Origin of the sequence: Bradyrhizobium sp. HKCCYLRH1030 (assembly GCF_051168395.1) — a bacterium.
GTDB lineage: Bacteria > Pseudomonadota > Alphaproteobacteria > Rhizobiales > Xanthobacteraceae > Bradyrhizobium.
Genome location: NZ_JBNPUY010000001.1, coordinates 525,101 through 539,762 on the forward strand (window position 1 = coordinate 525,101; position 14,662 = coordinate 539,762).

The window sequence follows — 14,662 nt, forward strand, 5'->3', positions numbered from 1 at the left end:
TTGTCCTCAGTCGATCTGTCCGGTGTCGCGTCCAACAGGCAGCATCGCCGGTCGCTCCACGCGGCTCTCGATCCTGACCCGCCGCCCTTCGTTTGCCGAGGTCTGGAACGCCTCCATGACCTCCAGCACGTGGAAGGCGAGCGCACCGCTGGCCCGATGCGGCCGGTCGTTCAGGATCGCGGTCGCCATATCGGCCACGCCGATGGAGCGGAACTCACCGTCGACGTGACCATGCGTCAACGGCATCGTCTGCCAGTCGCCGCCGGTCTTGGCGACCTGCACCTCGCCGCCGAAGCGGTTGGGGTCCGGCACCAGCATGCTGCCCTCGGCGCCATAGATCTCGATGGGCGCGTGCCGGTGCTTCGGAACGTCGAAACTCATGGTGACCGAGACCACCGCCCCGCTCTCGAACTCGAGCGTGCCCGCGGCGTGGGTCGCGACCTCGACCGGGATCAGCGTGCCGTTCATCGGCTGGCTGGTGACCAGGCGTTCGGATCTTGGGCGCGCGGTCGAGCCCATCACGCTCGCGACCGGGCCAAGCAACTGCACCAGATCGGTGATGTAGTACGGGCCCATGTCGAGCATCGGCCCGCCGCCGCGCAGGTAATAGAAGCCCGGCGCCGGATGCCAGCGCTCATGGCCGGGACAGCCGAAGAACGCGCTGCCCGCGACAGGCGTGCCGATCGCGCCGTCGTCGATCAGCTTGCGCGCGGTCTGGTGGCCGCCGCCGAGGAACGTGTCGGGCGCGCAGCCGACCCGCAGGTTCTTCTGCGCGGCAAGCTCGATCACCTTGCGGGCTTCCGCGACGTCGATTCCGAGCGGCTTCTCGGAATGAACGTGCTTGCCGGCATTTAGCACGGCGAGACTGACGTCGGTATGGGCGAGCGGCACGGTGAGATTGATGACGATCTCGACGTCATCGCGCTTCAGCAATTGATCGACCCGCATCGCCGGCAGGCCGAAGGCTGCGCCCTGTCGCTCGGCTGCGTCGCTGCGCATGTCGGCGAGCGCCTTGATGTCCAGAACGGGGAAGCGCTGGGCCGCCTTCAGATAGGCGGTGCTGATGTTGCCGCAGCCGATGATGCCGATGCCGACTTTTCTCATTGGGGTCTCCGTGAGGTCCGGTTCATCCCTTGACCGCGCCCGACGTCAGGCCGGCAACGATGTGCTTCTGCGCCAGGAGGAAGAGGATGATCGTTGGCAGGATGGTCAGGGTGATGAAGGCGAGGATCAGGTGCCACTCGGACGAATACTCGCCCTGATAGACCATGATGCCGAGCGGCCATGGATACAGCGCATCGGTGTTGAGCATGACCAGCGGCAGCAGATAGGCGTTCCAGCTGTTGACGAAGGTAATGGTGCCGACCGTCGCCAGGATCGGGCGCGACAATGGCAACGTCACGTAGCGGAAGAATTTGATATAGCTGCAGCCGTCGACCAGCGCGGCCTCGAGCAGCTCGTAGGGGATGTCCTTGAAGAAGCGGCGCAGCAACAGCACGCTCATGGCGAGGCTGAAGGCGACCTGCGGCAGCGCGACGCCGAAATAGGTGTCGAGCAGCCCGAGATCGCGCACCTTGATGAACAGCGGCAACACCGCGGTCGCCGCCGGAAACAGCAGGCCGAGCGTCAAATAGCTCAGCAGCATCGAGCTGCCGTAGAATCGGACATGGGCAAAGGTGAAGGCCGCCATCGACGCGACGATGAGAGTCAGAACGACCGTCAGCGTGGAGATGATCAGCGAATTGCGCAGGAGCTGCCAGTAGCGCCCGGAGAACAGGATATCGGCATAGTTCTGCCACGCCCAGTGCTGCGGCAGGCCGAACGGATTCACGCGCAATTCCCCGAGCGACTTGAAGCCACCGAGCAGCGTCGCAAGCAGCGGCACCAGCACGAAGATGGCGACGATCGCGAGGAACACCGTCTTGAACAGCACGGCGGGATCGAATGGTGCCCGGAACGTCTCCACCTTATTCATCGCGCATGAACCATCGCTTGTAGGTGAAGGCAAAGGTCACGCAGATCACGAACAGGATGACGCCGATGGCGCTGCCATAGCCGACCCGCATCCGGGAGATGCCGTTGTTGTAGAGAAAGCTCACCATTGTATTCGAGGAGTCGGCGGGCCCTCCGCGCGTCAGCGGCATCACCAGGTCGAACAGCTGCAGCGAGCCGACGATGGCGAAGAACACCGAGAGCCGAATCGTCGGGTAGAGCAAGGGAATGACGATGTGGCGCAGGCTCTGCGACCGCGTCGCACCGTCGATCCGGGCGGCCTCGATCAGGCTCTTGTCGATGCTCTGCAGCGCGGCGATGAACAGCATCATGTGGAAGCCGAAATACTTCCAGACGATCACGATCAGCACCGCCAGCATCGCCGTGTCGGTCGAGGCCAGCAGATGCGGCGGCTCGGCGCCGAAGCTGCGCCAGATCGACGCGACCAGGCCATAATCGCCGTCATAGACGAAGCTGAAGATCAGCCCGGTCGCGATCTCGGCGAGGATATAGGGCATGAAGAACAGCATCCGCAGCGCCACCGCGCCGCGGAACCGCTCCGCGAGCATCAGGGCCAGAGTCAGCGCCAGCGGCAACTGGACACACAGCGAGACCGCAATGATCAGGCCGTTGTTGCGCAGCGCGAGCCAGAACGCGCGCGTCTCCAGCACGAAACGATAGTTGTCAAAGCCGATCCAATGGGTCGGCCTGCCGAACCCATTCCAGTTGAAGCCCGAGTACCAGGCGGCCTCGCCGATCGGCAGCACCACGAAGAGCGTGAACAGCAGCAGCGCAGGCGGCAGGAACAGGATCAGGACGGTGAAGCGGCCGTCCCAGCTCGGGCCGCCCACCGCGCGCGTGGAGAGCGATGCCGGCGATACACCCATCGCCGGCGAACTCGCGATCGGACGTGCCACGTCAGTTGCCCTGCTTCCGCGCTGCCTCGATCGCCTTGGCAGCCTCCTGCGGACTCATGCTGCCGCCGGCGATCTCCGCGGAGACATCGTTGACGACGCGACCGACGGAGGGGCCGAGGCTCTGGTCATAGAAGTTCTGGTGATAGTTCGATTTGGCCAGATTGGACGCGATCAGCTTCATGAAGGAATTGTTGAGGCCGGCGTCCGCGCCCTGCACCACCGGGATGATGAAATTTCCCGCCGCCAACCGTGTCTGGACGTCCTTGGAGATGAAGTACTTCAGGAAATCGACGGCTTCCTTGGGCGAGCCCTTGGTGACCAACCAGCCGGTGATGCCGCCGAGCGTATCCGTCGGCGCGCCCTTGCCGCCTTGCACGACCGGAAAATCGAACCAGCAGATCTTGTCTTCGCTCAAGCCGACCTTGTCGGCGGCGAGCGCCCGCTGCAGATTGTAGACGGAGCTGATCGCGAGCGTCATCGCCGCCTTGCCATCGCCGAAATATCCGACGGCCTGCGGGTTCTTGAAGCCAAGAAAGCCATTCTGGAATGGCTGGAGATCGACGAGCTGCTTGAACAGCTCGCCTGATTTGACGAAGGTGTCGCCGGCAAAGCCGCCATTCTCGCCGAGCAGCGCCGCGTCGAATGCCGGCTTGCCGCCGATCCGCACCGCAAGATGCGTCCAGTAGAAATGCAGCGGCCATTTGTCGGCGCCGCCGACCACGATCGGGGTCACGCCGGCCGCCTTCAACGTCTTCACGGCGCTCAGCAGATCGTCCCAGCTCTTGATCGCCGTGGGATCGACCTTGGCCTTGGCCATCAGCTCCTTGTTGCAGACGAAGCCGACCTGCGACAGCGAGATCGGAAGGCCGTAGACGTGGCCGCCATCGGTGAATGCCGCGAGCGCCGCCGGAGTCACGCTGTCGCTGTAGCCTTTCACCTGCTCGGTGATGTCCTCGAGCACGCCAGCCTCGATCTGCGCCTTCAGGACACCGCCCGCCCAGCTGTAGATGATGTTCGGCCGGTCCTTGGACTGCAGGATGGTCGGCAGCTTGGCCTTGTAGGCCTCGTTCTCGAGGAACTGCATCTCGATCTTGACGCCCGGATGCGACGCCTCATAGGCGCGGGCCACCTCCTCCCAGATCTTCACCTGGGCTGGATTGACCTCGATATGCAGCCATTTCACGGTGGTATCGGCGCTCGCGACGGTGGCCCAGAGCAGGCATGCGGCAGCGGCGAGTCCCAGCTTCGCGAGCAGTCTCATCACAATCCTCCCAACCGTCTTCTTTGTTGCGGTAATCCTGTCCTCATTTTTTGAGGTGCGCAACTGAAATTCTGACAGAGCAAACCTCAAACGTGTTCGCATTTGCGAACAGCTTCACGAGTAGACAGAGAGATTGCTAATTGGGCTGAGCAAGACTCGGCGGGCAGCCGCACGCGCCTTTCGCCTGGAAAAGGCGGAGCGGGCGTCTGCCGCACCGCGAAGGATATGCTGGAGATCGCCTGACGCTCAGGTGCAGCGCGCCTTGAAATTTGCGGCGACAAGCTTCGCCATCACGTCGTTGAGATGCGCCTGGTCGCGCGTCTCGATCACCAGCTCGAGCAGGGTTGCCTTGGCCGGCAGGTCCGAGAACGTTCGCTGATGCGACACCTCGATGATGTTGGCGCCGGCATCGGCGAGCAGCGTCGACACGGCAGCGAGTTGTCCGGGACGATCGACGATGTCGATCGACAGCTGCGTCAGCCGCCCCTCGCGAGCGAGCTCGCGGGTGAGCACCGAGGCGATCAGTCGGGTATCGATGTTGCCGCCGCTCAGCACCAGGCCGACATTGCGGTCGGCAAACTGCGCGGGATGCGCGAGCACTGCGGCGAGACCGACGGCGCCGGCGCCTTCGACCACTGTCTTCTCGATCGAGATCAGCGTGGCGAGCGCCCGCTCGATCTGCGGTTCGGTGACGAGCAGGATGTCGTCGACGAGATGGCGGATGATCTCGGTCGTGATCCGGCCCGGCGATTTCACCGCGATGCCCTCGGCGAGCGTGTCGCCGCGCATCGGCAGCTGACTGCTGCGGATGGCGTTGTACATCGACGGATAGAGTTCGGCCTGAACGCCGACGATGCGCAAGCCCGGCTTGATTGCGCGCGCCGCGACCGCCATGCCGGAGATCAGCCCGCCGCCGCCGATCGGCACCACGAGCGTATCGAGCTCGGGGACCACCGCGAGCATCTCCAGCGCCACCGTGCCCTGCCCTGCGATGATCAGTGGATCGTCGTAAGGATGGATCATGGTCATGCCGTGCGCCGCGCCGTGCTCCCTGGCGAACGCGCCCGCCTCCTCCAAGGTGGCGCCGGAAATCACGACCTCGGCGCCGTGCCGCTTGGTGTTCTCCACCTTCACCATCGGCGTGCCCACCGGCATCACGATGGTCGCGGGAATGCCGAGACGCCGCGCGTTATACGCGACGCCCTGCGCGTGGTTGCCGGCCGACATCGCGATCACGCCGCGTTCGCGCTGCTCGGCGGACAGCGCATTCAGCCGGTTCAGCGCGCCGCGCTCCTTGAACGACGACGTGAACTGCAGGTTCTCGAATTTCAGCCAGACGTTGCAGCCGCAGATCTCGCCGAGCGTCCGGCTCTGGTTGCAGGCCGTCGCGAGCACGGCGCCACCGATGGTCTCGGCGGCGGCCCGCACATCGTTGGCGGTGACGGGCAGCGCGTTCAGATCAGTGGCGGTCATGGGTCTGCCCATCCCTCAGCGTGCGTCATTGCACGCGATGCCGGCGGCGCGCCGACCTCGCATGATGTTGCCGATCGTGCCGGCGCGTCTGCGGCCGGACGATCCAGATCGGTCTCAGCTCCCGAGATCGGGCAGTCCGAGCATCAGCCGCATGTTCTGCACGGCCGCGCCCGAGGCGCCCTTGCCGAGATTGTCGAGCCGCGCCACCAGCACCGCCTGGTGATGCTGGTCGCTGGCGAAGACGTAGAGCTCGAGCTTGTTCGTCTCGTTCAGCGCCTCCGGCTCGAGCCGGCCGCTCTTGGCCGCCGCGCCATCGAGCGGCATCACCGAGACGTATTTGCTGCCGGCATAATGCTTCGCCAGGGCCGCCTGCAGGTCCGAGCCTGACGGCTTGCCCGGCAGTGTGTCGAGTTGCAGCGGCACGGAGACCAGCATGCCCTGCCGGTAGTTGCCGACGGAGGGAATGAAGATCGGCCGCCGGGTCAACCGCGAATAGAGCTGCAGCTCAGGCAGATGCTTGTGCTCGAGGCCGAGACCGTACAGCTCGAAGTTCGGCGCGGTGCCATTCTCAAAGGCCGCGATCATCGTCTTGCCGCCGCCGGAATAGCCGCTCACCGCGTTCACCGTGACCGGATAGTCCTGCGGCATCAGTCGGGCATCGACCAGCGGCCGCAGCAGCGCGATGCCGCCGGTGGGATAACAGCCGGGATTGGAGACCTTGCGCGCATTCCGGATCTTGTCGGCCTGGTCGGCGGCGAGCTCGGGAAAGCCATAGGCCCAGTCCGGCGCGACCCGGTATGCGGTCGACGCGTCCAGCACCTTCGGCGCAGAGCTGCCCATGCCGTCGATCAGCGCCACCGTCTCCTTGGCCGCATCGTCCGGCAGGCAGAGGATGACGAGATCGACCTCGGCCATCAGCGCCCGCTTGGCGGCCGGATCCTTGCGCTTGTCCTCGGCGATCGTCTTCACGACGATGTCCGGCTGGTGCCGGAGACGCTCGGCGATTCCCAGGCCGGTCGTGCCCGAGCCGCCGTCGACGAACACGGCGCGTGTCGCAGTCCCGGAGGCGGCGTGAGCTTTCGGCACATTGCTGTCGATCACGGTCATGACACGCTCCTTAGGTCAGGGTTTCGCCGGCAAAGGCCTGGGGCCGCGCCTGCCGCATGAGAGAGGAAATCTGTTGCGAGCCAATGTCGGGCTGCTCGCCGAGCCTCGTCGCGATCGTCGCGTAGTCGGCCTCGGACTTGTGCTGGTTGAGCTTGAAACTGCCTTCGACCTGATCGATCGTCATGACGATGCCCACAATCGCCTTGCGCATCGCCTCGAGGCGTCCCGCCGTCATCTTGTCCGAGGTCCAGGGCTTCTTCGGCAGCAGCCGCTGCTCGAACTTCGCACTGACCTCATCCGTCTGCCGCGCGAGCTCGGCCTCCGACAAGATCCGCGCCGTACCGGTCAGATGCACGGCCTGATAGAGCCAGGTCGGCACCTGGTCGGGCGACACATACCAATCGGCGGAGACGTAAGCATCGGCGCCGCTGACGGCCAACAGCCAGGGCGTCGTACCGTCGGCGATCCTTGCCAGCGGATTGCCGCGCGCGACATGGAAGAACGCCTGCGGCGTACCATCGTTCAAGGCGCCCAGGTGAAACGGCACCGGTGACGCGATCGGCTTTGTGCCGTCCCACGCGCAGACCATGCCGAAGCCGCGCGCGTCAGCGAAGCCGAGGCTCGCGGCGCGATCGGGCTTGAAGGGCGGTGGCGTGTACATCGGAAACTCCTGCTGGACGAAGGAGCCGCCTGATCAATCGCGCTGCAAGGAGAAAGTCTGCCGCGGGATCGGATCCGGCGGCAGGGGCTGTGATCTAGACGCAGATCATCGCCCGTACCGCGGAGGTACGACGGCGCATTTCGGCGATCATGTGGGTCGCTGCGTTGATCATGGGGGCAGGCCTATAAGGCTGCCAGGTTCCTGCGTCAAGCTCGCAAGTCGGCCCGGCGCGTTCAGGGCTGGGGTCAGACCGCATGCCACAGCCATTCCATGATGCGCCCGATGATGTCGCCGAACAGCAGCAGCACCGCCGACCACACCAGCGCCGACACGAAGTTGGCGATCTGGAACACCATGTAGGGCATCTCGAAAATGCCCGCCGCCAGCGGCACCGATGCGCGCAACGGGCCAAAGAACCGGCCGATGAAGATGCTCGGCACGCCCCAATCGCGCACGAAGGCCTCGCCGCGCGGCAGCAGCTCCGGGTAGCGCGACAGCGGCCACATCTGGGCGACGCGGTCCTTGTAGCGGTAGCCGAACCAGTAGGAGACCCAGTCGCCGAGCGCGGCGCCGATGCCCCCGGCCAGCCATATCGGCCAGAAGCTGATCCCGGTGGCGCCGATCAGGGCGCCGATCGCGACCAGGGCGCCCCAGGCGGGAATCAGGAGCGAGACGAAGGCCAGGGACTCGCCAAAGGCAAGCAGCAGGACGATCGGAGCAGCCCAGGCCTGATGGTCGCGCACGAAGTCGGCAACCGCGCGGCCAAAATCTTCCATCTGCTCGACGCCTTTCTGCTCCGCGGCGCTTAAGTGCTTGAAGGCCTTCGCGGTTCCATGGCGCAGACTGGTACGCCACCGAACCCGCCCACTTCAAGTCACAACAACCGGCTGAACCGCGTGAACAGCGGCGATCCGGCGTTCGGAACCGGCCAAGACGTGGCGGGCCGGTGAACGTCGTTGTTTCCCGGGGTCATTGTTTTATGCCGGTCCATGGCATAGTCAGGCCCAACGATTCGTTCCATCTTGCGCAAACGCAACATCAGATTCCATGGGTAAGCCGTTGAAATCAGCTGCAAAAGCCAAGGCCAAGGGCGTCACGGACCCGTTGGCGGCGTTCGCCGCCAAGGGCAAGGCTCCGGCCAAGCCAGCCGCCCGCTCGGCGGGTGCCGAGGGCGATTACACTGCCCGTGACATCGAGGTCCTCGAGGGCCTGGAGCCGGTGCGGCGCCGCCCCGGCATGTATATCGGCGGCACCGACGAAAAGGCGCTGCACCACCTGTTCGCCGAGGTCATCGACAACTCGATGGACGAGGCGCTGGCCGGCCACGCCACCTTCATCGAGGTCGAGCTCGACGCCGAAGGCTTCCTCACCGTGACCGACAACGGCCGCGGCATTCCTATCGATCCCCATCCCAAGTTTCCGAAGAAGTCAGCGCTCGAGATCATCATGTGCACGCTGCACGCGGGCGGCAAGTTCGACTCCAAGGTCTACGAGACCTCGGGCGGCCTGCACGGCGTCGGCATCTCCGTGGTGAACGCGCTGTCGACCCGGCTCGAGGTCGAGGTCGCCCGCAACCAGAAGCTCTACCGCATGGTGTTCGAACGCGGACATCCCAAGGGCAAGCTCGAGGAGGTCGGCAAGGTCGCCAACCGGCGCGGCACACGGGTGCGTTTCCAACCCGACCCGACCATCTTCGGCGCCAAGGCGACGTTCAAGCCGCAGCGCCTGTTCAAGATGGCGCGCTCGAAAGCCTATCTGTTCGGCGGCGTCGAGATCCGCTGGAAGTGCGATCCGTCGCTGCTGAAGGGCATCGAGGACGTCCAGGCCGAGGCGACGTTCCATTTCCCCGGCGGTCTGAAGGACTACCTGGCCGCAGCGATCCATGCCGACACGCTGGTCCATCCGGATATCTTCGCCGGCAAGTCGGGCCGCACCGGTGGCCATGGCGGCTGCGAATGGGCGGTCGCCTGGACCGCCGATGCCGACGGCTTCCTGTCCTCCTACTGCAACACGATTCCGACGCCGGACGGCGGCACGCACGAATCCGGCATCCGCAGCGCGCTTCTGCGCGGCCTGAAGGACCACGCCGAGCGCGTCGGCCAGGGCAAGCGATCGGCCAACATCACCTCCGAGGACATCATGGCGGGCGCCGCCATCATGCTCTCGGTGTTCGTGCGCGAGCCGGAATTCCAGGGCCAGACCAAGGACCGCCTCGCCACGGCAGAGGCCCAGCGCATCGTCGAGCAGGCCGTCAAGGACCCGTTCGACCACTGGCTGTCCGGCAATCCGGTGCAGGCCAACCGGCTGCTCGATTTCGTCATCGAGCGCGCCGAGGAACGCATCCGCCGCCGGCAGGAGAAGGAGACGGCGCGCAAGACCGCGACCAAGAAGCTGCGTCTGCCGGGCAAGCTCGCCGACTGCACCGACGCCGGCACCGAAGGCTCCGAGCTGTTCATCGTCGAGGGCGATTCGGCCGGCGGCAGCGCCAAGCAGGCGCGCGACCGCAAGAAGCAGGCGGTGCTGCCGCTGCGCGGCAAGATCCTCAACGTCGCCTCCGCCGGCAAGGACAAGCTGACCGCCAACGCCCAGCTCGCCGATCTCGTGATGGCGATCGGCGCCGGCACCGGCACGTCGTATCGCGAGGAGGATCTGCGCTACCAGCGCATCATCATCATGACCGATGCCGACGTCGACGGCGCCCACATCGCCTCGCTGCTGATCACCTTCTTCTACCGGCAGATGCGGCCGCTGATCGACGAGGGGCATCTCTACCTCGCCGTGCCGCCGCTCTACCGGCTCACCCATGGCAGCAAGACGTTCTACGCGCGCGACGATGCCCATCGGGACGAGCTCCTGAAGCGCGAGTTCAATGCCAACGCCAAGGTCGAGATCGGCCGCTTCAAAGGTCTCGGCGAGATGATGCCGGCCCAGCTCAAGGAAACCACCATGGATCCGGCCAAGCGCACCCTGCTGCGCGTGGTTCTGCTGGCCGAGGATCGCGACGGCACCGCCGACTCGGTCGAGCGGCTGATGGGGACCAAGGCAGAGGCCCGCTTCGCCTTCATTTCGGAAAAGGCCGAATTCGCCAGCGACGAGCTGCTCGACGTCTAGCTTTTGACCCGATTTCACGCCTCGATTGCAGGTTCCATTGGCTCGCGCGAGCCTGCAATCGACCTTTCCAATCAGAGGGTTACGAGAATCCCGAGCATCCCGCAGCGCACTTTCCCCTCCGGTGTGCTCAACCTGCAACAGCTTTTGGGCACCAATCGGCTATAGTTCGGGCACATCTGGCGAGGGAATCGCCGCCGCAACCCGGCACCTGCGACACGACGATCTTGGGGAATTGAATATGAAAAAGCTTTTGCTTGCTGCCACTGCGCTGGTTGCGATCACGGGTGCCGCTTCGGCTGCTGATCTGGCAGCTCGCCCCTACGTGAAGGCTCCGATGATGCCGGTGGCGCCGAGCTGGACCGGCTTCTACATCTTCGGTGGTGCCGGCGGCGGCATCTGGGATGCCGACTCGCACACCAACTTCAACGGCGTGCCGGTGACGATCGATCAGCGCGTCGGTGGCGACGGCTGGTTCGGCACCGTCGGCGCGGGCTACGACTGGCAGTTCAATCCGTCCTGGGTCTTCGGCGTGTTCGCCGATGGTCAGTTCGGCAGCATGCGCGGCACCGTGCAGGATCAGATTGCGCCGGCCCTCACTGGCCGCATCAAGATGCAGGATGCCTGGGCCGCGGGCGCTCGCATTGGCTATTTGGTTGCTCCGAATGTCCTGTCGTACGTCAATGCCGGTTACTCCGGATCGCATTGGTCGGGCACTGGTCTGACCACCCTCACCGGTGCTGCCTCGGGCTTGCATACCGACTCGTTCAACCGGAACGGCTGGTTCGTCGGCGGCGGCGTCGAGAATAACCTGAACATCTTCGGCATCTCGGCGCCGGGCTGGTTCATGAAGACCGAATATCGCGCGGCCTATTACGACCGCAAGGATATTGCCGTCCGCTTCGATGGCACCAATGCTCTGAGCACGGACTCCGTCAGCTTCAAGCCGTGGGTGCAGACCATCAGCACCTCGCTGGTCTACCGCTTCAACTGGACCGGCCCGGTCGTCAAGTACTGAGCCGAACGCACTCGGTCTTTCAATAATTCTGCGAAAAGCCCCGGTTGATCCGGGGCTTTTTGTTTTTGGCTCGGATATTGGCGGCTGGAGCCGCTGGTCATCTGCAGCGCCGGCCGCTAGCCTCCTCGTCACAAAACTTCACAAAAAAGACGGCAGCAGCGTTTCCGATGCTGTGACGCGGTCGACGAGGGAGGACATGGTCATGCGGAAATTCCTGATGATCGGCGGCCTGCTTCTGCTCGCCATCGGCCTGCTCTGGGTCGGTCAGGGCACCGGGGTGGTGGCATGGCCGCGGACGAGCTTCATGATCAACCAGCTGCAATGGGCCGGCTATGGCGTCGGCATGGGTGCACTCGGCCTGGTGATGATCTGGCAGGGCACCTGCTGACGTCTGACAACAACGACATGGAGACACGACATGGCGGGCCGTTTCGACCTGAGTGGCAAGGTTGCGATCGTGACGGGAGGCAACGGCGGAATCGGCTTGGGGATGGCGCGCGGGCTTGCCGATGCCGGCGCCGACATTGCCGTGGTCGGCCGCAACGAAACCAAGTCACGGGCGGCGGTGGCTGATCTCGCCGGTCGCGGCGGCCGTGCCATCACCGTCACAGCCGACGTCAGCGACAAGGACGACGTCGCCGCCATGGTCGCGCGCGTGACCAGCGAGCTCGGTCGCATCGACATCCTCATCAACAATGCCGGCATGAGCATCCGCAAGCCGCCGCACGTGCTCGAGCTGGAGGAGTGGCAGCAGGTGATCGACACCAATCTCACCAGCGCGTTCCTGTGCTCGAAGGCCGCCTACCCGGCCCTCAAGGCGAACGGCGGCGGCAAGATCATCAACATCGGCTCGATGCTGTCGATCTTCGGCGCCAGCTTCGCGCCGGCCTATGCGGCCAGCAAGGGCGGCATCGTGCAGTACACGCGCGCCTGTGCCTGCGCCTGGGCGCCCGACAACATCCAGGTCAACGCGATCTTGCCGGGCTGGATCGACACCGACCTGACGCGCGCGGCGCGCAGCCAGATCGACGGCCTGCACGACCGCGTGCTGGCGCGCACGCCCGCGGCACGGTGGGGCGACATCGACGACTTCGCCGGCATCGCGACGTTCCTGAGCTCGCCGGCCTCGGACTTCGTCACCGGCACAGCCATTCCCGTCGATGGTGGCTATTCGATCATGGCCTAGCCGAGGCCTCAGCGTCGAAAGCTCTTGATCTCGGAGACGCTGCCGTCGCGATAGGTCAACTCCACCGAGACGAACTTCGTCGCTGGCGGCAGCTTCAAATAGGGCGTGGCGTTGGAGGGAATCGCAATGGGATCGCGCATGTCGCAGCCGGGCATGTTGAGGACCTTGTCCGGCACCGCCGTGTCGATGCCGATGCGGACCTCGCGGATGGCGCAGCGATACGACATCAGGTGCGTGTAGTAGACCAGGAGACCGTTGAACTCGCGGAACGACAGCCAGCTCGTCGCGGTCATGTCGAGGATCTTGCGCTGGTCATGCACCAGCGCGGCCTCCGGCTCGAAGCGGATCGGGAACGGTCCCTGCATCTCGCCCGATGCATCGACATAGCGGACCTGGATGGTGCCCGCGGGCGCATCCGACGGCAGCTGGATCGAGGGATTGGGCATGCGCTTGCGCGTGCGCGGATCGAGCACGTCCATGAAGCCGGTCTCGCGAAACTCTCCTGCCTCACCCATGCGCCAGGAAATGCCGAGCGTCGGATCGGCGATCGAGAAGGTGACGGTCCAGCCGCCATTGTGGCGCGAGAACATCGCAATCGGTGCGTTCAGGCTCTCGTTCGCCGGCGGAATGCGCGGCGCCGAGACAGGAGGCAGCGCCGCGAGCTTCTGCTGCGGCTCGGCCGGCTTGTCGGTTGCAGCCGGCCCCTTCGCCATGCCGTTGAGAAAGACATCGTCGACCATCTGGTCGAAATAGACCGGAATCTGCTTGTGCCGCACGGTCTCGGCGAGCTCGCTGACCAGCCGGCGGGTGCGTTGCGCCACCTGCACCAGATTGACGCCGGGCTGCGTCAGCTCCTTGGCGAAGGTGCGCGTGAACACCGAGTTTGGATTGACGTCATCGTTGGAGAGCCGGTCGAGCGCGGTCTGGCGCGGACCGGCCGAGAACACTGAGAATACGCCTTCCGGCAACTGCGTCATCGGCGCCAGGCCACCCCCGCCCGCCACCGCGCGCGTGCCCGAGCGCTCGAACGGATTGTTGCGGCAGGCGTCGAACACCAGGATCGAGGTGCGCGCCTTCTTGTTCTGCAGCCGCTCGATGACGCGGTCCGCGAGGATCGAGGCGTCGCGTACCAGCTCTTCCTGGCCTTCGGTGGCCGCGGGCACGTCGGTCGGCAACAGGAAGTTCTGACCGGCGATTTCGAAGCCGTGACCGGCATAGAAGAAGAACGCGGTGTCGCCCGGCTCGACGGCGTTGTCGAACGCCAGCAGTGTCTGGCTGAACTGCTGGCGATTGAGATTCTCCGCGACCATGACATTGAAGCCGAGTTGCTTCAGCGTGTCGCCCATCGTCCGCGCGTCGTTGACGGCCTTCTGCAGCTTCGGCACGAAGCGGTAGTCGTTGTTGCCGATCACGAGCGCAATGCGCTTCTCGGCACGCGCGGCGGCCGGCGCCAGAACCACTGCCAGCATCGCCAGCCCGCACGCCAGCCACGTCCGCATCGATCTCATCGTTCGTCCCTGCCCTCATCGCGTGGGCTGCCGCCCTCGGATAGTCGACGGCACCGCGCCACCGGTTCATGCCCGGCGGCACACGCGGCTGCTCCCCTGCCGAACACACGCCGCAATTCCGTCGACAATTCGACCAGAGCGCTTTCCGCGACCGGCCGTAGGAAGCTTCGGAGCACCCGAATACGACAGCTCGACGACAGGTTGCCTGCAAATAATGCAAAAACATTAAGCTTTTTCGGTACTTCGCTCCCCTCTTCCATTGACTTTGCAGAATTCGCCCCTATCTTCCGCAACAGCGCGGCCGGATCGCATCCGATTCCTGAGAGATTGACCGCGGGTCGGCGTTAGTCAGAAAACCCCCAGCTTCGTTAGAGCATGCCGTTTCGGGGTTGAGCGCGACCACAGCCTTTTACCCTCGATTCCTAACGGCG

The 14,662-nt window shown here is 64.9% G+C and carries 13 protein-coding genes; 4 read left to right on the forward strand and 9 right to left on the reverse strand.

Annotation, left to right across the window (positions count from 1 at the left end):
* Positions 1–6 precede the first annotated feature (6 nt).
* The 8 genes from ACQR1E_RS02345 to ACQR1E_RS02380 form a co-directional block, all read right to left on the reverse strand.
* Positions 7–1,104, reverse strand: coding sequence for a Gfo/Idh/MocA family protein (locus tag ACQR1E_RS02345; protein ID WP_434896608.1), 1,098 nt, complete (start codon positions 1,102–1,104; stop codon positions 7–9).
* Between the two features lie 22 nt (positions 1,105–1,126).
* Positions 1,127–1,975 carry a carbohydrate ABC transporter permease gene (locus ACQR1E_RS02350; RefSeq protein ID WP_315826885.1) on the reverse strand — a complete coding sequence of 283 codons (849 nt, stop codon included), beginning with the start codon at positions 1,973–1,975 and terminating at the stop codon, positions 1,127–1,129.
* Complete coding sequence (locus ACQR1E_RS02355) at positions 1,968–2,909, reverse strand: carbohydrate ABC transporter permease (RefSeq protein WP_315712132.1); 942 nt, start codon at positions 2,907–2,909, stop codon at positions 1,968–1,970. The genes ACQR1E_RS02350 and ACQR1E_RS02355 overlap by 8 nt, the downstream gene beginning before the upstream one ends.
* Before the next feature lies 1 nt (position 2,910).
* Positions 2,911–4,170, reverse strand: a complete 1,260-nt coding sequence (locus ACQR1E_RS02360; RefSeq protein WP_434842996.1) for an extracellular solute-binding protein — start codon at positions 4,168–4,170, stop codon at positions 2,911–2,913.
* Positions 4,171–4,416: 246 nt separating this feature from the next.
* A complete protein-coding gene (locus ACQR1E_RS02365) occupies positions 4,417–5,643 on the reverse strand; it encodes a threonine ammonia-lyase (RefSeq protein WP_434896609.1) in 1,227 nt (408 codons plus the stop codon).
* A 114-nt stretch (positions 5,644–5,757) separates the two neighbouring features.
* Positions 5,758–6,750, reverse strand: a complete 993-nt coding sequence (gene argC, locus ACQR1E_RS02370; protein WP_434896610.1) for an N-acetyl-gamma-glutamyl-phosphate reductase — start codon at positions 6,748–6,750, stop codon at positions 5,758–5,760.
* A gap of 10 nt (positions 6,751–6,760) precedes the next feature.
* A complete protein-coding gene (locus tag ACQR1E_RS02375) occupies positions 6,761–7,411 on the reverse strand; it encodes an FMN-binding negative transcriptional regulator (protein WP_434896611.1) in 651 nt (216 codons plus the stop codon).
* A 245-nt stretch (positions 7,412–7,656) separates the two neighbouring features.
* Positions 7,657–8,187, reverse strand: a complete 531-nt coding sequence (locus tag ACQR1E_RS02380) for a DedA family protein (protein WP_315712141.1) — start codon at positions 8,185–8,187, stop codon at positions 7,657–7,659.
* Between the two features lie 271 nt (positions 8,188–8,458).
* Here ACQR1E_RS02380 and parE point away from each other — a divergent pair, with 271 nt between their 5' ends.
* The 4 genes from parE (at position 8,459) to ACQR1E_RS02400 (ending at position 12,723) form a co-directional block, all read left to right on the forward strand.
* Positions 8,459–10,522, forward strand: a complete 2,064-nt coding sequence (parE, locus tag ACQR1E_RS02385) for a DNA topoisomerase IV subunit B (RefSeq protein ID WP_316173719.1) — start codon at positions 8,459–8,461, stop codon at positions 10,520–10,522.
* A 238-nt stretch (positions 10,523–10,760) separates the two neighbouring features.
* Positions 10,761–11,537 carry an outer membrane protein gene (locus ACQR1E_RS02390; protein ID WP_315751666.1) on the forward strand — a complete coding sequence of 259 codons (777 nt, stop codon included), beginning with the start codon at positions 10,761–10,763 and terminating at the stop codon, positions 11,535–11,537.
* Positions 11,538–11,739: 202 nt separating this feature from the next.
* The gene (locus tag ACQR1E_RS02395) at positions 11,740–11,925 is read left to right on the forward strand and encodes a hypothetical protein (RefSeq protein ID WP_315712631.1); all 186 of its coding nucleotides are present in this window, start codon (positions 11,740–11,742) and stop codon (positions 11,923–11,925) included.
* Between the two features lie 30 nt (positions 11,926–11,955).
* Positions 11,956–12,723 carry an SDR family NAD(P)-dependent oxidoreductase gene (locus ACQR1E_RS02400; protein ID WP_315712145.1) on the forward strand — a complete coding sequence of 256 codons (768 nt, stop codon included), beginning with the start codon at positions 11,956–11,958 and terminating at the stop codon, positions 12,721–12,723.
* A gap of 8 nt (positions 12,724–12,731) precedes the next feature.
* Here the strand turns inward: ACQR1E_RS02400 and ACQR1E_RS02405 are convergent, their stop codons facing one another.
* The gene (locus ACQR1E_RS02405) at positions 12,732–14,231 is read right to left on the reverse strand and encodes a caspase family protein (protein WP_410052598.1); all 1,500 of its coding nucleotides are present in this window, start codon (positions 14,229–14,231) and stop codon (positions 12,732–12,734) included.
* Positions 14,232–14,662 lie beyond the last annotated feature (431 nt).